Genomic DNA, 17,341 nt, shown 5'->3' with positions numbered 1-17,341 from the left:
CTTGGGGCGGCCCGGCGGCTGGCCCTGTTCCTACACCCCCCACGCTCCGCCGCTGCACCCGAGGGTGCTGATCTGCCGTCGGGTGGCCCGGCTGTAGATCGATGCTCAGCGTTCCGCGTCGTTGGTGCGCAACGCGTAGCCGGTGGCCAGCGGCACGGCCCAGTCTTCGCGGCCGTTGCTCCTTGCCAGCATCACCATGGCGCTGAAATCATAGGGAACGGCGATCAGCTCGGCGCGCCAGACTCCATCCGCTCCGCGTTCGGCGATCGCGTAGCGCGCATCGGGGCTGCCGTTGTCCACCCAGTGCCGGTGCGGGTGCTCGTCGTCGTAGCCGGGCAGGCCCACGCTGCCCGGGTTGAGCAGCAGGCAACCATCGGGCGCGCGCAGGGCGCGGGGCAGGTGGCTGTGGCCGCAGGCGATCAGGCGGGCGGGCGTGTCGCCGCGGCGCAGGGCGATCTCGTCGGCGGTGGCCAGGCGCAGGCCTTGCGGGGTCACGGTTTCGAGGAAGTACTCGACGTCTTTCCGGGGCGAGCCGTGGCACAGGAACACCTCGTCGCTGAGCCTGTGTGTCGGACGCTGGGTGGCGATCCAGGCCAGCGGGGCCGGGCCCAGCCGGCTGCGGGCGTGGGCGTCCGACGCGCCCATGCGTTCCAGGGGGCGGTCGGTCAGCTGCCGTTCGTGGTTGCCGGCCAGGTGCAGCCAGTCCTGCGCCATCAGGAACTGGGCCGTCTCTTCCGGCAGCAGCGGGCCGCTGAGGCTGTCACCGAGGTTGACCACACGGTCCACGCCACGCCGGGCCATATCGGCCACCACCGCCTGCAGTGCGGGCAGGTTGCCGTGGATGTCGGAGACAAAAGCGATGCGCATGGGATGGGGCCGCCGCTCAGGCCTCGGGGGTGTCGGTGTCCTGCTCGCCCAGGTCGAGCTGGGCGCGCGCGGCGGCGGCCAGCGCGAGGTAACGCGCCTTGAACGCGTCCAGGTTGTCGGCTTCGAGCTCTTCCAGGTCCAGCAGGGCGTTGTGCGCGCCCTGCGTGGCGCGGATGAGTTCGTCGAGCTTGACCTGGATCGCCTCGGTGTCGCGGTTCTGCGTGTTCTGGATCAGGAACACCATCAGGAAGGTGACGATGGTGGTGCCGGTGTTGATGACCAGCTGCCAGGTGTCGCTGAAGCCGAACAAGGGACCGGTGACCAGCCAGACCACGATCACCGCCACCGCCAGGGTGAAGGTGCGCGGCCGGCCGGCGTAGCGGGCCGTGGCCTTGGCGAAGCTGGAATACCAGGTGTGGTGGTCGGTGCTGGTCTTCATGTTTTCAGGGGTTCTCAGGCGTTGAAGCCACCCAGGCTCTGGATGCGCTCGACGTGCGCCTGCATCGAGCGCTTGGCGACCGGCCACAGCCGTTCGGGCACGTCGTCGTAGGCCAGCTTCACCCAGTCGTCCATCGTGCCGTCGGGCAGGGATTCCATGGCCCGCGCCACCTTGGCCTCGCGCGCCAGCCGGTGTGCCTTGAGGTGGGCGATGGCGGCGCGGGCGCCTCCGTGCGCCGGTCCACCGGGGTTGTCGGCGCTGCGCGGGTGGTCGCCCAGCACATAGCCGTGCGCGGGTAGGATGAAGTGCACGCCGTGGGCTTCGCACAGGCGGTCGAGCTTGTCGAGCGACGCCAGGTAGTCGCCCATGTGGCCGTCGGGCGGGTCGATCACGGTGGTGCTGCCGTTGAGGATGTGGTCGCCGCTGAACAGCAGGCCGTCTTCCTCGAGCAGCAGGCACAGGTGGTTGGCCGCGTGGCCGGGGGTGTGCACGACCCGCAGGGTGTGGCTGCTGAGCTGGTCGCCGTCGGCACCGACCAGCACCAGCCGTTCGCCGTCGGCCAGCGCGCGTTCGGGCGTGAAGCGGCTGTTCTCGCGCGAGGTCGGTGCGCTGGGCAGTCCGAGGATCGGCGGCCGGCCGAGGTCGGCGGCCTCGCACAGCGCTTGCAGCCGCGCCGCGCCGGGCGAATGGTCGGGGTGCGAGTGGGTGCAGACGATGGCGCGGATGTCGCCACCCGCCGCGCGCCACAGGCGCTCGATGTGTCCCGCATCGTCCGGGCCGGGGTCGATCACGGTGTGGCCGGTGGACGGATCGCCGACGACGTAGCTGTTGGTGCCGGGGCCGGTCATGAAACCGGGGTTGGGCGCGGTCAGGCGCATCACGTTTTTCAGCAGCGGCACCGGCCGCTCGGTCTGCCAGGCCAGCTCGTGCGCGATCTGGCCGTCGGGGCAGACCAGGGCCAGTTCGCCGAACGGCTGCTCGTGCTCCATGTGGCGCGATTCGTGGCCATTCATCAGGCCGGCGCGCGGGCAGCTGGTGAACAGCGGTTCGTCGTGAACTTGGCCCCCAACCCTGGCTTCGCCAGGCCCCCCGAGGGGATGCAGTCGCTCTTGGGGCGGCCCGGCGAGCGACTGGCCACAGGCATCCAGCACCGCCTGCACCGTCGGGTAGGCCTGCAGCCGCTCCAGCGTGCGGATGGTCGGGAAGATGATGAAGAACTGGCCGGCCGCGTGGCGGGCCAGCGCGTCGGCCGGGCGCACCCAGAGCGGCTCGAACTGTTCCGATTCGTCGGCCACCGGCTCCTGGCCCTCGGGCATGCGCGCGACGAGGAAAGGCACGTCGAAGCGGCGTGGCAGGTCGCGGTCGGTGACCCAGTGCGCGAGCACGAAGACCTCGGCGCCCGAAAGCGTGAGGCCCTGTTCGGCGCACTGCGTGGCGAACGGGGCTTTTCGATCCATCGCGGCGATCTGCGCGGTGTCCAGGTGCGAGCCGTCGGCACGCCGCGCCAGCAGGATGCCCAGCTCTTCGAAGCTCTCTCGGATCGCGGCGATGGCCTGCGTCAGGTGCAGATCGCTCTGGGTGTCGCGGCGGGTCGAGTGGCCATGGGCCAGGGCATCGGCGGCGTCGATGCCGCCGCCGGGGAAGACGTAGGCGCCGGGTGCGAAGCTCGCCGTCATCGAACGGCGGGTCATCAATACCTCGACGCCTTGCGGCGCATCGCGCAGCAGCAGGACGGTGGCGGCGGGGCGCACGGCGGCGGGCGGGCGCTGGGGATGGAGCAGTTGGGTGGGGCGGACCATGCGCACATTGTGCGGTGAGTCCCCTGCCGCCGCTGTCGCGGTGGCCTCAGGGTTTACGCGGCGGGCCCCAGGGCCGCCATTTCGGGGGAGAGGCCCTGCCAGGCGTTGTCGAACCCCGGTGTCTGCCGTTGCGGCGGCAGCGGCGGCGTGCGCAGCGCCCAGTGGGTGCCGGCGATCACGCTGTCGATCACCGGCACGGGCACCTGGGCCTGCACGGCGGCGGCCATGCCCGCCAGTCCCGCGCCGCCCAGGATCACGGCCTGCACGCCCAGCTGGTGCGCCGCGTCGCGACAGGCCTGGGCCAGCAGCCGGTGGGCGCCGGCCGGGTCGGCCGCGAGTTGTGCGCCGGTCGGCGCCACGGTGTGGATGCCGGCCAGCTGCTGGGCCTGGCCCAGCGCCTGCGCCAGCCGCTGCAGCATGGGGCCCCAGCGCTCGCCGCCGGTGACGATGGCGTAGCGGCCGTGGCGCGCGGCCTCGATGAAGGCGGCTTCGGCCAGGCCGGTGACCGGCGCCGGGCTGGATTCGCGCAGCGCCATCAGCCCCGGGTCGCCGAAGCAGCCGATCAGCACCGCATCGGGCTGGGGTTCCGAGCCTGTCAGCGCTGCCGCCCAGGCATCCAGCGCGGCATGGCCGGCCACGGCGTAGCCGGCCTCGTCGGCGATGTAGGGCGCGCCGAAGCGGGCGGTGACGGTGCGCACCGCCACGTGCGAGCCGGCGGCGGCCTGCACGTGCTGCTGCAGCAGCGCGCTGACCCGTTCCGAGGTGTTGGGGTTGATGACGAGCAAACGCTTCATGAGCCAAACAGTTCCAGCAGGTCGGGCGCTGCTTCGGGCGTCGCGGAAAAGCTCAGCTGCGATTCCAGCCGCTCCAGGTGCTCGCGCATCAGGCGCGCGGCTTCCTTCGCATCGCGCAGCTGGATCGCCGCGAGCAGGGCGCGGTGTTCCAGGCAACCGCAGGCCGTGGCCTCGTCGCGCGCCTGGCCGTGCGGCGCGCTGTAGGCCATGAGGATGAGCGAGGTGCGCGAGACCAGTTCGCGCAGGATGCCGCCCAGGGTCTGGTGGCCCGCGTGTTCGGCGATCTGCAGGTGGAAGTCGCCCGAGAGCCGGATCGCGCGCCGCATGTCGCCGGCCTTGCGCGCGGCCTCTTCGTCGCGGATGCAGTGTTTGAGGGTCTGGATGTCCGCCGCGGTGGCACGCCCGATGAAACGCTCGACCAGCAGCGGCTCGATCATGCGGCGCACCTCGAACACCTCGCGGGCTTCGGCCTCGCTGGGCTCGGCGATCGCCGCGCCGCGGTTGGGCGTGAGCGTGACCACCTTCTCGTTGGCCAGCCGCACCAGCACCGGCCGGATGCGCGTGCGCGAGACGCCGAACGCCGCCGCCAGCCGGTCCTCCACCAGCTTGGTGCCGGGTGGCAGCTGGTGGTCGAGGATGGCCGAGACCATGCGCTCGTAGATCGCCTGGTCGGACAGCGGAGTCGTGGCGGGTTTCATTTTTTCTTCAGCCACAGGGCGAGACCCACCGTGAGGCCCATCACCGCGAAGGAGACGACGGTGGTCACCGTGCCCAGCGCGTAGATGGCCGGCGTGGTGACGGTCGAGGTCAGGCCCTGCAGTTCCAGTGGCAGGGTGTTGACGTCGCCAATCGCCTGCGAGGTGCGGGCGATCTCGTCCCAGCTGAGCGTGAAGCCGAACATGCCGATGCCGACCACCGACGGTCCGATCAGCGGCAGTACCACGTGGCGGAAGGTCTGCCAGGGCGTGGCGCCCAGGTCGCGGGCCGCTTCTTCGTAGGCCGGGTTGAAGCGGTTGAACACCGCGAACATGATCAGCAGACCGAACGGCAGGGTCCAGGTCAGGTGCGCGCCCAGGGCCGAGGTGAACAGGCCCAGCGCGGTGCCGTAGCCCTCCAGCGTGGTGGTCGCACCCACGGCTTCCAGCAGCCACTTGAGCGCGCCGTCGAGCAGGCGGAACTGCAGGCCGATGCCCAGCGACACGATGATGGACGGCATGATCAGGCTGGCCACGGTCACGTAGAACAGCGCGTTGCCGCCAGAGAGCTTCTTGCGGAAGGCCAGGCCGGCCAGCACCGACAGCACGACGGTGAACGCCATCACCACCGCGCCCAGCATCAGCGAGCGGGTGAATGCCGCGCCGATGTCGACGGTGCCCAGGCCTTCGGCCAGCTGGCGGAACCAATGCAGCGAGGTGCCGCGCATCGGGAAGGTGAGGCCGCCTTCCGGTCCCTGGAACGAGAGCACGAAGATCACGAACATCGGGCCGTACATGAACAGCACGAACAGGGCGAACACGGCGGCCAGCGGCCAGAAACCGGCGGCCCTTGCATCGGAGACACGCGCCTGCATGGTCAGAGTTCCTTCCGGATGTCGACGAGGCGCGTCAGGCCCCAGATGATCATGAGCACGACGGCGAGCAGGATCACCGCGTTGGCCGCGGCCAGCGGGAACTGCAGGTAGCTGGTCTGCACCTGGATGATCTTGCCGACCGAGGCGATCTGCTGGCCACCCATGACGCCGATGGTCACGAAGTCGCCCATGACGATGGTGATGACGAAGATCGAACCGATGATGATGCCGGTCTTGCACAGCGGCACGATCACGTTCCACAGCGTCTGCCAGGCACTCGCCCCGGCGTCGTTCGCCGCTTCGAGCAGGCTGCGGTCGATGCGCATCATGCTGTTGAAGATGGGCACGATCATGAACATGGTGTAGAGGTGCACGAAGGCCAGCACCACCGAGAAGTCGGAGAACAGCAGCCACTCGATGGGCGTCTCGATCAGCCCCAGGCCCTGCAGGCTCTGGTTGACCAGTCCGTTGCGCCCCAGCAGCGGCACCCACGAGATCATGCGGATGACGTTCGAGGTCCAGAAGGGCACGGTGCACAGCACGAACAGCGCCGTCTGCATGCCAGAGGACCGCACGTGGAAGGCCAGGAAATACGCCACGGCAAAGCCCAGCACCAGCGTGATCAGCCAGACCAGGAAGCTGAACTTGAGCGTGGACAAATAGGTCGAGAGCGTGACGCAGAAGTCACCGTGTTCGGTGAGCGTGGAGCAGCCCTCGAAGATGGAGAGGTAGTTGCGCAGTGTGAAGGCCGGCAGCAGCTCGTACTCGTTGAAGTCCCAGAAGCTGACCATCAGGACCAGCCCCAGAGGGATGAGGAAGAACAGCACGAACACCAGCGTGTACGGTGTGGCCTGCCACCAGGCCGGTACCGTGCGGTTGGGGCTGTCGGTGACCGGGGCCGCGATGCTGATGTTCGTGCTCATGGGCTCAGATGGCTGGGTGGTCAGGCTGCGACGAATTCATTCCACTTGCGGACCATGTACTCGTTCTCGTCCATGACCGCGTTCCAGCAGGCGATGCCGCCCATGCGCGCTTCGTAGCTGCCGCCGTCGCGCACCGCGCCGGCCTTGGCCAGCACGTCGCCGTTGGGACTCTTGATGTCCTGCGTGGCGGGCTTGCCTTCCATCCAGTAGGCCCACTCGTAGGCTTCCATCTTGGACTTGGCGGTGTCCAGCACGGCGCTGTAGTAGCCCTGGCGGTTGAGGTAGGCGCCGGCCCAGCCGTCGAGGAACCAGTTGATGAACTCGTAGGCGCCGTCGAGCTTGCGGCCCGACAGCGTGGCGGGCAGGCCGAAGCCGGCGGCCCAGGCGCGATAGCCTTCCTTGAGCGGCTGGAAGTTGCAGGCGATGCCCTTGGTGCGCACGGCGGTCACGGCCGGGCTCCACATCGACTGGATCACCACTTCGCCCGAGGCCATCAGGTTGACCGACTCGTTGAAGTCCTTCCACAGGGCGCGGAACTGGCCCGCCTTCTTGGCCTCGATCAGGGTCTTGATCGTCAGATCAATTTCCTTCTTGGTCATGTTGCCCTTGTCGGGGTACTTGTAGATGCCCATGGCTTCCACCACCATGGCCGCGTCCATGATGCCGATCGACGGGATGTTCAGGATCGCGGCCTTGCCCTTGAATTCGGGGTTCAGCAGTTCGGCCCAGGAGCTGATCGGGCGCTTGATCAGGTCGGGGCGGATGCCCAGGGTGTCGGCGTTGTAGACCGTGGGGATCAGCGACATGAACTGCGTCGGCGCGGTCGCGAACTTCTTGCTCTTCTCGCCTTCGAGGTAGATCACCTTCTTGGGCGCCGTGCCCTGGTCGCCCACGGCCTTGCCGGCGACGGTGCCGGTGGTGAACAGCGAGGTGATCTTGTCGGCGTTCTTGATCTTCTTGGTGTCGATGCCCTTGAGGTTGCCGGTGGGCACGATCTTCTTGAGCGAGAAGTACTCGGTGTCGATCAGGTCGAAGCTGTTGGGCGCGGTGACGGCGCGCTTGGTCACGTCGTCGGTGGTCACGGCCACGTACTGGATCTTGATGCCGGTGTCTTTTTCGAACTTGTCACCGATGGCCTTGTCCTGGTTCACCGCGGTGCCCAGGTAGCGCAGGGTGATCTTCTCTTCGGCGTGCACGGCCGGGGCCAGGCCGCTGGCCAGGATGCCGGCCATGCCGGCGGTGCCCTGCAGCAGGCTGCGGCGCGAGATGCCGTCGGCGCCGGTTTTCGGATCGGTGGAATCGGACATGGAAAACTCCTTGGGTCGGGTTGCGGAAGGGGTTGGGGGAGGGGAAACGGAAAAGGACAAGGGCTCAGGCCGCCAGCGCATGCGCCTGTGCGGGGTCCCAGCCGAGGTCGACGCGGTCGCCGGTGGCCAGGGGTTGTTCGACGAAGCGAGCCTCGGGCAACATGACCGAGATGCCGCCGTCCTTGTGTTCGATGCCGTCCAGCTGCAGGCCCAGCAGCACATAGGTGCCCTGGTACTCGACGTCGCTGACGGTGGCGGTCCAGCCGGTGCTGCCGGCCGGCGCGAGCCGGATGTGGTCGTTGCGCACGGCGACCTTGCCGCTGCTGGTCTGCAGCACGTTGTGGCCGCCCATGAATCGCGCCACGAACTCGCTGGCCGGGCGGTTGTAGACCACATGGGGCGAGCCGACCTGTTCGATGCGGCCGTGGTTCATCACCACCATGGTGTCGGCCAGCGCCATCGCTTCTTCCTGCGAGTGCGTGACGTGGATGAAGGTCAGGCCCAGCTCGCGCTGCCAGTGGCGCAGCTCGGCGCGCATCTGGATGCGCAGGAAGGGATCGAGCGCGGAGAGTGGTTCGTCCAGCAGCAGCACGCGCGGCTGGGTGATGAGGGCGCGCGCCAGCGCCACGCGCTGCTGCTGGCCGCCCGAGAGCTCGCCGGGCTTGCGTTGCGCCAGGTGGCCCATGGCCACGCGTTCAAGCAGGTCCTGTGCGCGGGCGTGGCGCTCGGCCTTGCCCACGCCCTTCATCTTGAGGCTGAAGGCCACGTTGTCCAGCGCCGAGAGGTGCGGGAACAGCGCGAAGCTCTGGAACATCATGGCCGTGCCGCGCGCCGCGGCGGGCAGGGTGGTGATGTTGCGGTTCTCCAGCAGGATGTCGCCGCTGGTGGTGCTCTCGTGGCCCGCGATCATGCGCAGCGTCGTGCTCTTGCCGCAGCCCGAAGGGCCGAGCAGACAGCAGTAGCTGTTGGCGTCGATGCGGAGATCGATGGCATCGACGGCGGTGGCGCCCGGACCATATTGTTTGGTCAGGGCCACGAGCTCGATGGCGGCGGGTGCTGGTGCGGAAGTGGCGTCCATGCCGCTCTTCTTGCACGAGCCGTGCCAGCTGTTTTGTATGCAATCCGCACAAGATTGCATACAAAACAGCACCGGCTTTGTGCGCAAGTCCGTCCGTGGGGCGGCGGGCTGTGCCGGGACGGTGCCCGTGCACCGGCCTGCGGCGCACCGATGTGGGCCGATAATCGGCCCATGCGAGTGAGATTCACCAAGATGCAGGGTGCGGGCAACGACTTTGTCGTGCTCGACGAGACGCGCGGGCGCCTGGGCCTGAGCGAAGCCCAGTACCGTTTCCTGGCCGACCGCCATTTCGGCGTCGGTGCCGACCAGATCCTCAGCGTGCGGCCCGCGCCGTCGGATGCGGTCGACTTTGAATATGTGATCCACAACGCCGACGGCGGCGAGGTCGAGCATTGCGGCAACGGCGCACGCTGCTTCGTGCGTTATGTGCGCGACAAGGGTCTGACCGATCTGAACCCGGTGCGGGTGAAGGTGAAGAACGGCGAGATCAGCCTGGCGCTGAACGCCGATAGCCGCGTGACCGTGGACATGGGGGCGCCGGTGTTCGACCTGGAGCGCGTGCCCTTCGATCCGGCGGGTCTGTCTCCGTTGCCCATGGGCGGCTTCGAGCGCTGGTCGCTGCCGCTGGCCGGTGGTGATGTGGCGCCGGTGGCCGTGCTGTCAATGGGCAACCCGCACGCCGTGCTGCTGGTGGACAACGTCGACACCGCGCCGGTGCCGACCTGGGGTCCGCAGATCGAGAGCCACCGCCACTTTCCGTCCCGCGTCAACGCCGGCTTCCTGCAGGTGATCGACCGTGCGAACGTGCGCCTGCGGGTGTTCGAGCGCGGCGCGGGCGAGACCCTGGCGTGTGGCACCGGCGCCTGCGCGGCCGTGGTCGCGGGCATCCGCCTGGGCCTGCTGGACGCCCGGGTGGACGTGCAGGCGCGCGGCGGCGTGCTCACCATCGCGTGGCAGGACAATGCCGCGCACGACGCACCGGTTTACATGACCGGTCCCGCCACGTCGGTGTTCGACGGCGAGATCGAGGTTCCCGAACTGGCCTGACCCTGACCACCAAGACACAAGATGACCGAACCGACCATTCCCCCGATCACCGAAGACGACATCGCCAACTACCTGGCCAACACGCCGGATTTCTTCGAGCGTCACGCGGGCGTGCTGGCCTCGGTGCAGCTGAGCAGTCCGCACGGCCAGCGCGCCGTGAGCCTGCAGGAGCGCCAGGCCGAGATGCTGCGCGAGAAGATCAAGGGGCTGGAGCTGCGCTCGGCCGACATGATCCGCCACGGGCAGGAGAACTCGGCCATCGCCGACCGCCTGCACCGCTGGACCCGCGAGCTGCTGCTGACCCGCGACGCACAGGACCTGCCGCTGGTGGTGGCCAGCGAGATGGCGGCCCAGTTCAACGTGCCGCAGGTGGCGATCAAGCTGTGGGACGTGGCCGCCGACTTCGCCGGCCAGACGTATGCGCAGGGCGCCAGCGAGGACGTGCGCGCTTTCGCCGCGTCCCTGCCGCGCCCCTACTGCGGCGCCAACCCGGGCCTGGAGGCGGCCAGCTGGCTGGTCGATCCGGGGGCGGTGGGCTCGCTGGCGCTGATTCCGCTGCGCGATGCGGGCAGCCCGGATGCCTTCGGCCTGCTGGTGCTGGGCTCGTCCGACCCGCACCGTTTCGCGGCCGACATGGGCACCGAGTTCCTCGAACGCATGGGCGAGCTGACCAGCGCGGCGCTCTCGCGCCTGCGTCCCTGAGCGAACAACCGACATGAACGGCGGCGGCGTGCTCTCCCGGCAGCCCGCAGACGCCACCGACGCGGCGCTGGTCGAGGCCTATCTCGACCATGTGCGCATCGACAAACGGCTGGCCACACGCACCGTCGAGCTCTATACCGGTGACCTGCGCCGGCTGACCGATGCCGCGCAGTCTGCCGGCGTCGGCCTGCGCCAGGTGCAGAGCGCGCATGTCAGGCGCTGGGTGGCGCAGATGCACAGCGCCGGCCGCAGCGCGCGGGGCATCGCGCTGATCCTCTCGGGCTGGCGCGGTCTCTATGTCTGGATGGGCCGTCAAGGCCTGGTCACCCAGAACCCGGTGCAGGACGTGCGGGCGCCCAAGGCCGGCAAGCCGCTGCCCAAGGCGCTCGGCGTCGACGAGTCGGTGCAGCTGGCCTCGCACGTGGAAGAGGGCGACGATCCCGGGCTGGAGGCGCGCGACGCCTGCATCACCGAACTGCTGTACGGCTGCGGCTTGCGCATCGGCGAGCTGGTGGGGCTGGACGTGATCGCCAGCACCACCGCGCGCGGCTGGATCGACCTGCCTGGTGGCGAGGCGCACGTGCTGGGCAAGGGCTCCAAGCGGCGCAGCGTGCCGGTCGGACGGGCCGCGCTGGCGGCGCTGGCGCGCTGGCTGGAGGCTCGCACTGCCTGGGCCAAGGACGACCCGGCGCTGTTCATCGGGCAGCGCGGGCAACGCCTGACGCCGCAGCACATCCGGGTGAGGCTCAAGCGCCGGTCGATGCTGGCCGGCCTCTCGACCCCGGTGCACCCGCACATGCTGCGTCACTCCTTTGCCAGCCACCTGCTGCAATCCAGTGGCGACCTGCGCGCCGTGCAGGAGCTGCTGGGCCACGCCAGCATCGGCACCACGCAGGTCTACACCCGGCTGGATTTCCAGCACCTGGCCAAGGCCTACGACGCCGCCCACCCCAGGGCCCACAAGCGCAAACCGCCGGACAAGCCAGAGTAGAACCAGTGTTCTCACCGGTGGCCGCTCCCCGGGCGACCGAGGCGGTGCCGGCGCGAAGTGCCTTCCACCGAGGATGCGGTGGAACCGGCTCCGCCGGGCCACACGCATCGCCCCCTGGGGGTGACGCCGCAGGCGGCGCGGGGGGAGCCACAATCGCTCCATGAAAACCATCCGACTCAAGCCCGGCAAAGAACGCTCGCTGCAGCGCCGCCACCCCTGGGTGTTCGACGGCGCCATCGCCAAGGGCGGCGGCGACAGCGGCGAAACCGTGCGCGTGGACAGCCACGAAGGCGAGTTTCTCGCCTGGGGCGCGTATTCGCCCAGCTCCAAGATCCGCGTGCGCGCCTGGAGCTTTGACCAGGCACAGCGCATCGACGCCGCCTTCTTCCGCGACACGCTCGGTCGCGCCATCGCCCTGCGCGGGCGCATGGGCATCGCCAGCAACGGCCTGCGCCTGGTGCACGGCGAATCCGACGGTCTGCCCGGTCTGGTGGTCGACCGCTACGGCGACACGCTGGTGGCGCAGTTCGGCGCCGCGGGCGTCGAGCGCTGGAAAGATGCGATCGCCGACGCGCTGCTGGAGCTGACCGGCTGCCCCCGCCTGTACGAGCGGTCCGACGCCAGCGCGCGCGGGCTCGAAGGCCTGCCCGAGGTGACCGGCTGGCTGCGCGGCGACGGCCCCACCGCCTTCGAGCTGGAAGAACACGGCTGGCGCCTGGGCCTGGACATCGCCCTGGGCCACAAGACAGGCTATTACCTGGACCAGCGCGACAGCCGGGGGGCGCTGCACGACTACACGAAGCGACTGAAGTTCGCCCAGGTGCTCAACTGCTTCAGCTACACCGGCGGTTTCTCGGTGGCCGCGCTGGCGGGCGGGGCGGGGCACGTGACCAGCATCGACTCGTCCGGTCCGGCGCTGGAGCAGGCGCGCGCCAACCTGCTGCTCAACGGGCTGGACCCGGCGCAGGCCAGCTTCATCGACGCCGACGTCAACGCCTCGCTGCGCCAGTTCGTGGCCGAAGGCCGCCAGTTCGACGCCATCGTGCTCGATCCGCCCAAGCTGGCCCCCACGGCGGCGCACGCCGAGCGGGCCGCCCGCGCCTACAAGGACATCAACCGCCTGGCCTTCAAGCTGCTGCCGCCCGGTGGCGTGCTGTTCACCTTCTCTTGTTCGGGCGGCATCGGCGTGGAGCTGTTCCACAAGATCGTGGCCTCGGCCGGGCTGGACGCGGGCGTGGACGGTGCCATCCTGCAGCGCCTGGGCGGTGCCTGCGACCATCCCATGACCATCAACTTCCCCGAAGGGGAATACCTCAAGGGCCTGGTGGTGATGAAAAAGCTTTGACCGAGCCAGGGTCACACAGCTGCACTACACTCCCGGCCTGCTTTTTGCTATCGGAACCCGCCATGTCGCTCATCCCCGCCACCATCCTCACCGGCTTCCTCGGCTCGGGCAAAACCACGCTGCTCAAGCGCGTGCTGACCGAGGCGCACGGACAGAAGATCGCGGTGATCGAGAACGAGTTCGGCGAAGAGAACATCGACAACGAGATCCTGGTCGCCGACACGCAGGAAAACATCATCCAGATGAGCAACGGCTGCATCTGCTGCACCATCCGCGACGACCTGCGCGCCACCCTGGCCGATCTGGCGCAGAAGAAGCGCAAGGGCGAGCTGGATTTCGAGCGTGTGGTGATCGAGACCACCGGCCTGGCCGACCCCGGTCCGGTGGCGCAGACCTTCTTCATGGACGACGAGGTGGCCGAGCAGTACCTGCTCGACTCCATCCTGACCCTGGTGGACGCGAAACACGCGGCCCAGCAGCTCAACGACCGCCAGGAAGCGCGCCGCCAGGTGGGCTTTGCCGACCAGATCTTTGTCAGCAAGGCCGATCTGGTGGGTCAGGAAGAGGTCGACGCCCTGATCCACCGCCTCAAGCACATGAATCCGCGCGCGCCGATCCGCACCGTGCATTTCGGCGAGGTGGCGCTCAGGGAAGTGTTCGACCTGCGCGGTTTCAACCTGAACGCCAAGCTGGACATCGACCCCGACTTTCTGAAGGTGGACGACCATGACCATGATCACGACCACCACGATCATGGGCACGACCACGAACACGGCGAACACTGCAACCACCCCTCGCACGATCACGCCCACGGCCACCACCATCACCACGATGACGATGTGAAAAGCTTCGTCTACCGGGCCGACAAACCCTTCGACCCGGCCAAGCTGGAAGATTTCCTGGGTGCCATCGTGCAGGTCTACGGCCCGCGCATGCTGCGCTACAAAGGTGTGCTGAACATGCTGGGCACCAACCGCAAGGTGATCTTCCAGGGCGTGCACCAGCTCATGGGCAGTGACCTCGGGCCGGTCTGGGCAGAGGGCGAGGTCCGGATGAGCAAGATGGTGTTCATCGGCATCGACCTGCCCAGGGACATCCTGGTCCAGGGGCTGGACCAGGCGCTGGTCTGAGCGGACTGTTGCGCCAACGAAGCGGAAACGGAACCCCGGATGCTGTTTGTCTCGCTTCTCCAACGCCTGGGTTTTCCCTCGGATCCCAAGTCAGTGCCCGCTCCGCCTGCGTCGTTACAATCGCCGCCCAAGTCGGGTGCCCCCCGACCCAACAGACCTGTCGACCGCCTGCAGGTCGAGAGCGGTGCAGTCGAGGCCCGCAAACGGGGTATAACCACAAACCAGCCGGTTTCGACCGAGCCGGGCGAGGCGGTCAGGGATTCTTCCCGGATCAGCCCGCAACCCCAGCTTCAGGCAACGTCAGGCACTGAGAGGAGATCCTTTGTGAAAGCCCCGGCCACCCCAACCGCCAAGAACCGGAAACCCGCCCCCGCGGCAGGCAAGGGGCGGTCCGCGTCTGCTGCGAAGCCGACGGTTGCCAAGGCATCTCCCGTGAAGAAGGCGGCCGCCAAGACCGCGGTCAAGACCGTCGCCAAGCCGGCGGCGAAACCCGTGGCCAAGAAGGCTGTCGCGCCCAAGCCCGCGGCCTCCGCCAAAAAACCCGTGGTGGCGCCCGCCAAGGCCAAGACCCCGGCCAAGGCCGCACCCGCTCCCAAGGCGGTGGCCGTTCCCAAGAAAGTGCCAGCTCCCAAGGTGGTGCCGGCTCCCCAGGCTGCCGCAGCCAGGAAATCGCCAGCCAAGTCCGTTTCCGTGGCCGCAGCCGCGCCAGTGCCTGCCCCCATCGTCGTCGAGCCGACCCCGCGCCCTCTGGGCAAGCGGGCGGCCAAGAAGGTGATGATGGAGCAGATGACACAGGCCGCCGTCGTTCCCACCCATGCTCCCAACGCCGCCAAGGCGACCTTTTCCCAATCGAACGAACGTGTTGTGATGACCTCCCCCGCGCCCTCCGCCATCAAGAAAGACCCCAAGCGGGCGAACAACTGGAAGTCCCTGCCGGTCGACCAACTGACCGACCAGGACGTGCAGTCCATGCCCGACTCGGAATACATGAACGACGTCCAGCTCGCGTTTTTCCGGCGAAAACTGACGCAGCTCAAGGACGACATGCTGGCCAATGCCGGCGAGACGACCGAGCACCTGCGCGAAGACACCGTGGTGGTGCCCGATCCGGCCGACCGGGCCACGATCGAGGAAGAACACGCCCTGGAACTGCGCACCCGCGACCGCGAACGCAAGCTGCTCAAGAAAATCGAGCAGGCGATTGCCCGCATCGACTCGGGCGACTACGGCTACTGCGAAGAAACCGGTGAAGCCATCGGCGTCGGCCGCCTGATGGCCCGTCCGACCGCCAGCCTGTCGCTGGAAGCGCAACAACGCCGCGAGCTCAAGCAGAAGATGTTCGGGGACTGATTCCCTGGCCTGTTTCTTCTTCATTCACGTCTTGACGCTCCCATGACCAAGGACGACTCCAACGGCGGTTTCCTGTCGAAGGTGGTGAAGTTCGTGCGTCATCCGACCACGAGCTGGTCGGATCTGGACACGCGCAGCGCGGACCGCGAGAGCGAGTACAACAAGGCTGCGCTCAAGGAAATGATCGAGCGCAAGCGGCGCAACGACTTCGTGCGCAAGCGCGAGTTCGACATGCTGCGCAAGATCCGCAGCCGCGAGGCGACCGGCGAAGGTGGCCAGGGCGTGCGTCCTTCGTTCTTCCAGAGCAGTCTGCCGTCCAAGCCGGACGACCGGGCCATGACGCTCAAGAAGATCGACGAGATCGAAGCGCAGATGTCGATGCAGTGGTGGAAGACCAAGGGGCCGGATTCCCTGACCACGGCCGGCGGTCCCAATTCGGGCGCCCACACCACGGGCGGGTCGCCGCTGGAACGCAAGAACAGCAACGCGGCCGCCAAGAAAGAGCCTGAGCAGAAGCGGCTGGATGCCCAGTACAACGAGACCGAGGCGGCCGGGCTGAACGACACCGGGGACACCACGTCTCCGCCGCAACCCTTGTCGGTGCCAGCGCCCCGCATGGCGCCTGCCCATGACGGCCGGACGATTCCCGAGTTGCGCGAATCCGTGCCCCCGCCCAGGCCGTCGGCCGAGCCGGCGGCACCTCCTCCGGCGACGGCGCGGACCGGCCTGATGGCGCCCACCAGCAACGCACCGCTGGGCGGTGGCAGCCGGGGCGGCGCGGGCCCGGCTTTTTCCGCTTCGCATTTCTACGCGCTCGATGTGCATGAAATCGCCCAGGACCCGGAGGTCGAAGAAGCGGCGATCCGTTTTGCCAATGGCGACGATGCGGGAGCCGAGCAGGGGTTGAAGGAAACCATTGCCGAAGGCGGGCCGCGCGAGAACCAGCTCGACGACTGGCTGGCCCTGTTCGACCTGTACCGTGCGACCGGCCAGCTGGCGCCGTTCGAGAGCCAGGCAGTCGATTTCGTGAACCGGTTCGGGCGTTCGCCGCCGCAGTGGTACGACCTGCCCGGGATCGTTTCGGCGATGACCGGCAAGGTCTACACGCCTTCGTCGGCGCCGACCAGGGCCGCCTGGGCCTGCGATCCCGAGGTGGACGCGCACGCGGTGGGCACCTTGCAGAACGTGCTGCTGCGCGCGAACCAGCCCTGGGTGCTGGACTGGTCGGACATCGAAGCCATCGATGTCAAGGCCGCGCGAGCGCTGCTGGGTGTGTTCACGCTTTGGGGCGACCAGGACGTGGAGCTGGCCTTCCTGGGCGCTGCGGAGTTGCGTGAACTGCTCAAGCAGCTCACGCCGTCGGGCCGCCGGGATGTCGAGCAGCTCTGGTGGGAACTGCGCATGGCGGTGCTGCGCGTGATGAACCGGCCGGACGAATTTGAGCTGACCGCGCTGGATTTCTGTGTGACCTATGAGGTGTCGCCCCCGGGGTGGGAGCGGCCGCGCTGCCACTTCAAGTCGCTTTCCAGCGGGAAAACCGACCCCGATGAAGGGGGATCGGTGCTTGGCGAGGCCATCCGCGAGACCATCCCGTCGGGCCACTCCGGGTACATGGGGGATTCGGGCGTCGACGGCCCCTCGACCGAGTTCAACCATCTCGGCCTGGTGGAGCTCTCTGGTGAGATCCGCGGTGATCCGCAGGGCACGCTGGAGGACCTCGAACAGCGTCTGCAGGGCGCGGACGTGATGATCATCTCCTGCCGCAACTTGATCCGGGTCGATTTTTCGGCCGCCGGGACCCTGCTCAACTGGGTCGCCGGTCACCACGCCTCCGGGCGCATCGTCCAGTTCGTGGACGTGCACCGCCTGGTGTCTGCGTTCTTCAACGTCATCGGCATCACCGAGTACGCCAAGGTGGTCGTGAGAAACGACTAGATTGGTTCCCCCCCGCGCCGCCTGCGGCGTCACCCCCGGGGGGGCGGCACTGGCGGCCCGGCGA

Annotated in this window: 16 protein-coding genes; 7 read left to right on the top strand and 9 right to left on the bottom strand. The window is 68.3% G+C overall.

Going from position 1 to position 17,341, the window contains the following annotated elements:
* Positions 1-105: 105 nt before the first annotated feature.
* The 9 genes from ACS5NL_RS06120 to ACS5NL_RS06080 form a co-directional block, all read right to left on the bottom strand.
* Complete coding sequence (locus ACS5NL_RS06120; RefSeq protein ID WP_439352753.1) at positions 106-867, bottom strand: metallophosphoesterase family protein; 762 nt, start codon at positions 865-867, stop codon at positions 106-108.
* A gap of 16 nt (positions 868-883) precedes the next feature.
* Entirely contained in the window at positions 884-1,306 is a 423-nt protein-coding gene (locus ACS5NL_RS06115; protein WP_439352752.1) for a low affinity iron permease family protein, read from the bottom strand.
* A gap of 14 nt (positions 1,307-1,320) precedes the next feature.
* The gene (locus ACS5NL_RS06110) at positions 1,321-3,105 is read right to left on the bottom strand and encodes an MBL fold metallo-hydrolase (protein ID WP_439352751.1); all 1,785 of its coding nucleotides are present in this window, start codon (positions 3,103-3,105) and stop codon (positions 1,321-1,323) included.
* Positions 3,106-3,158: 53 nt separating this feature from the next.
* On the bottom strand, positions 3,159-3,899 hold the full coding sequence (locus ACS5NL_RS06105) for an aspartate/glutamate racemase family protein (protein WP_439352750.1): 741 nt from the start codon (positions 3,897-3,899) through the stop codon (positions 3,159-3,161).
* Positions 3,896-4,597, bottom strand: a complete 702-nt coding sequence (locus tag ACS5NL_RS06100) for a GntR family transcriptional regulator (RefSeq protein WP_439352749.1) — start codon at positions 4,595-4,597, stop codon at positions 3,896-3,898. Before ACS5NL_RS06100 ends, ACS5NL_RS06105 begins: the two co-directional genes overlap by 4 nt.
* Complete coding sequence (locus tag ACS5NL_RS06095; RefSeq protein WP_439352748.1) at positions 4,594-5,469, bottom strand: ABC transporter permease; 876 nt, start codon at positions 5,467-5,469, stop codon at positions 4,594-4,596. The genes ACS5NL_RS06100 and ACS5NL_RS06095 overlap by 4 nt, the downstream gene beginning before the upstream one ends.
* Before the next feature lie 2 nt (positions 5,470-5,471).
* Positions 5,472-6,392 (bottom strand): ABC transporter permease, encoded by a 921-nt coding sequence (locus tag ACS5NL_RS06090; RefSeq protein WP_439352747.1) that lies wholly within the window; start codon positions 6,390-6,392, stop codon positions 5,472-5,474.
* Positions 6,393-6,412: 20 nt separating this feature from the next.
* A complete protein-coding gene (locus tag ACS5NL_RS06085; RefSeq protein WP_439352746.1) occupies positions 6,413-7,699 on the bottom strand; it encodes an ABC transporter substrate-binding protein in 1,287 nt (428 codons plus the stop codon).
* A 64-nt stretch (positions 7,700-7,763) separates the two neighbouring features.
* On the bottom strand, positions 7,764-8,777 hold the full coding sequence (locus tag ACS5NL_RS06080; RefSeq protein WP_439352745.1) for an ABC transporter ATP-binding protein: 1,014 nt from the start codon (positions 8,775-8,777) through the stop codon (positions 7,764-7,766).
* Between the two features lie 171 nt (positions 8,778-8,948).
* Between ACS5NL_RS06080 and dapF the strand changes: the two genes are divergently transcribed.
* From dapF to ACS5NL_RS06045, 7 genes are all read left to right on the top strand, one after another.
* A complete protein-coding gene (gene dapF / locus ACS5NL_RS06075) occupies positions 8,949-9,824 on the top strand; it encodes a diaminopimelate epimerase (RefSeq protein WP_439352744.1) in 876 nt (291 codons plus the stop codon).
* Between the two features lie 21 nt (positions 9,825-9,845).
* Complete coding sequence (locus tag ACS5NL_RS06070; RefSeq protein WP_439352743.1) at positions 9,846-10,526, top strand: DUF484 family protein; 681 nt, start codon at positions 9,846-9,848, stop codon at positions 10,524-10,526.
* A gap of 13 nt (positions 10,527-10,539) precedes the next feature.
* Positions 10,540-11,517, top strand: a complete 978-nt coding sequence (locus ACS5NL_RS06065) for a tyrosine recombinase XerC (RefSeq protein ID WP_439352742.1) — start codon at positions 10,540-10,542, stop codon at positions 11,515-11,517.
* A gap of 160 nt (positions 11,518-11,677) precedes the next feature.
* Positions 11,678-12,862, top strand: a complete 1,185-nt coding sequence (locus tag ACS5NL_RS06060) for a class I SAM-dependent rRNA methyltransferase (RefSeq protein ID WP_439352741.1) — start codon at positions 11,678-11,680, stop codon at positions 12,860-12,862.
* Between the two features lie 62 nt (positions 12,863-12,924).
* Positions 12,925-13,992 carry a CobW family GTP-binding protein gene (locus ACS5NL_RS06055; RefSeq protein ID WP_439352740.1) on the top strand — a complete coding sequence of 356 codons (1,068 nt, stop codon included), beginning with the start codon at positions 12,925-12,927 and terminating at the stop codon, positions 13,990-13,992.
* A gap of 432 nt (positions 13,993-14,424) precedes the next feature.
* Positions 14,425-15,342, top strand: a complete 918-nt coding sequence (gene dksA, locus ACS5NL_RS06050) for an RNA polymerase-binding protein DksA (protein WP_439352739.1) — start codon at positions 14,425-14,427, stop codon at positions 15,340-15,342.
* Between the two features lie 42 nt (positions 15,343-15,384).
* Positions 15,385-17,277, top strand: coding sequence for an STAS domain-containing protein (locus ACS5NL_RS06045; protein ID WP_439352738.1), 1,893 nt, complete (start codon positions 15,385-15,387; stop codon positions 17,275-17,277).
* Positions 17,278-17,341: the final 64 nt, after the last annotated feature.

Origin of the sequence: Hydrogenophaga sedimenti (assembly GCF_051857515.1) — a bacterium.
Classification (GTDB): Bacteria; Pseudomonadota; Gammaproteobacteria; order Burkholderiales; family Burkholderiaceae_C; genus Hydrogenophaga.
Note: the sequence above shows the minus strand (reverse complement) of the source record. Positions and strands in the feature narration are given on the sequence as shown.

Coding starts and splice junctions, on each gene's coding strand:
- ACS5NL_RS06120 (WP_439352753.1), bottom strand. CDS start 867: ATGCGCATCGCTTTTGTCTCCGACATCCACGGCAACCTGCCCGCACTG.
- ACS5NL_RS06115 (WP_439352752.1), bottom strand. CDS start 1,306: ATGAAGACCAGCACCGACCACCACACCTGGTATTCCAGCTTCGCCAAG.
- ACS5NL_RS06110 (WP_439352751.1), bottom strand. CDS start 3,105: ATGGTCCGCCCCACCCAACTGCTCCATCCCCAGCGCCCGCCCGCCGCC.
- ACS5NL_RS06105 (WP_439352750.1), bottom strand. CDS start 3,899: ATGAAGCGTTTGCTCGTCATCAACCCCAACACCTCGGAACGGGTCAGC.
- ACS5NL_RS06100 (WP_439352749.1), bottom strand. CDS start 4,597: ATGAAACCCGCCACGACTCCGCTGTCCGACCAGGCGATCTACGAGCGC.
- ACS5NL_RS06095 (WP_439352748.1), bottom strand. CDS start 5,469: ATGCAGGCGCGTGTCTCCGATGCAAGGGCCGCCGGTTTCTGGCCGCTG.
- ACS5NL_RS06090 (WP_439352747.1), bottom strand. CDS start 6,392: ATGAGCACGAACATCAGCATCGCGGCCCCGGTCACCGACAGCCCCAAC.
- ACS5NL_RS06085 (WP_439352746.1), bottom strand. CDS start 7,699: ATGTCCGATTCCACCGATCCGAAAACCGGCGCCGACGGCATCTCGCGC.
- ACS5NL_RS06080 (WP_439352745.1), bottom strand. CDS start 8,777: ATGGACGCCACTTCCGCACCAGCACCCGCCGCCATCGAGCTCGTGGCC.
- dapF (WP_439352744.1), top strand. CDS start 8,949: ATGCGAGTGAGATTCACCAAGATGCAGGGTGCGGGCAACGACTTTGTC.
- ACS5NL_RS06070 (WP_439352743.1), top strand. CDS start 9,846: ATGACCGAACCGACCATTCCCCCGATCACCGAAGACGACATCGCCAAC.
- ACS5NL_RS06065 (WP_439352742.1), top strand. CDS start 10,540: ATGAACGGCGGCGGCGTGCTCTCCCGGCAGCCCGCAGACGCCACCGAC.
- ACS5NL_RS06060 (WP_439352741.1), top strand. CDS start 11,678: ATGAAAACCATCCGACTCAAGCCCGGCAAAGAACGCTCGCTGCAGCGC.
- ACS5NL_RS06055 (WP_439352740.1), top strand. CDS start 12,925: ATGTCGCTCATCCCCGCCACCATCCTCACCGGCTTCCTCGGCTCGGGC.
- ACS5NL_RS06045 (WP_439352738.1), top strand. CDS start 15,385: ATGACCAAGGACGACTCCAACGGCGGTTTCCTGTCGAAGGTGGTGAAG.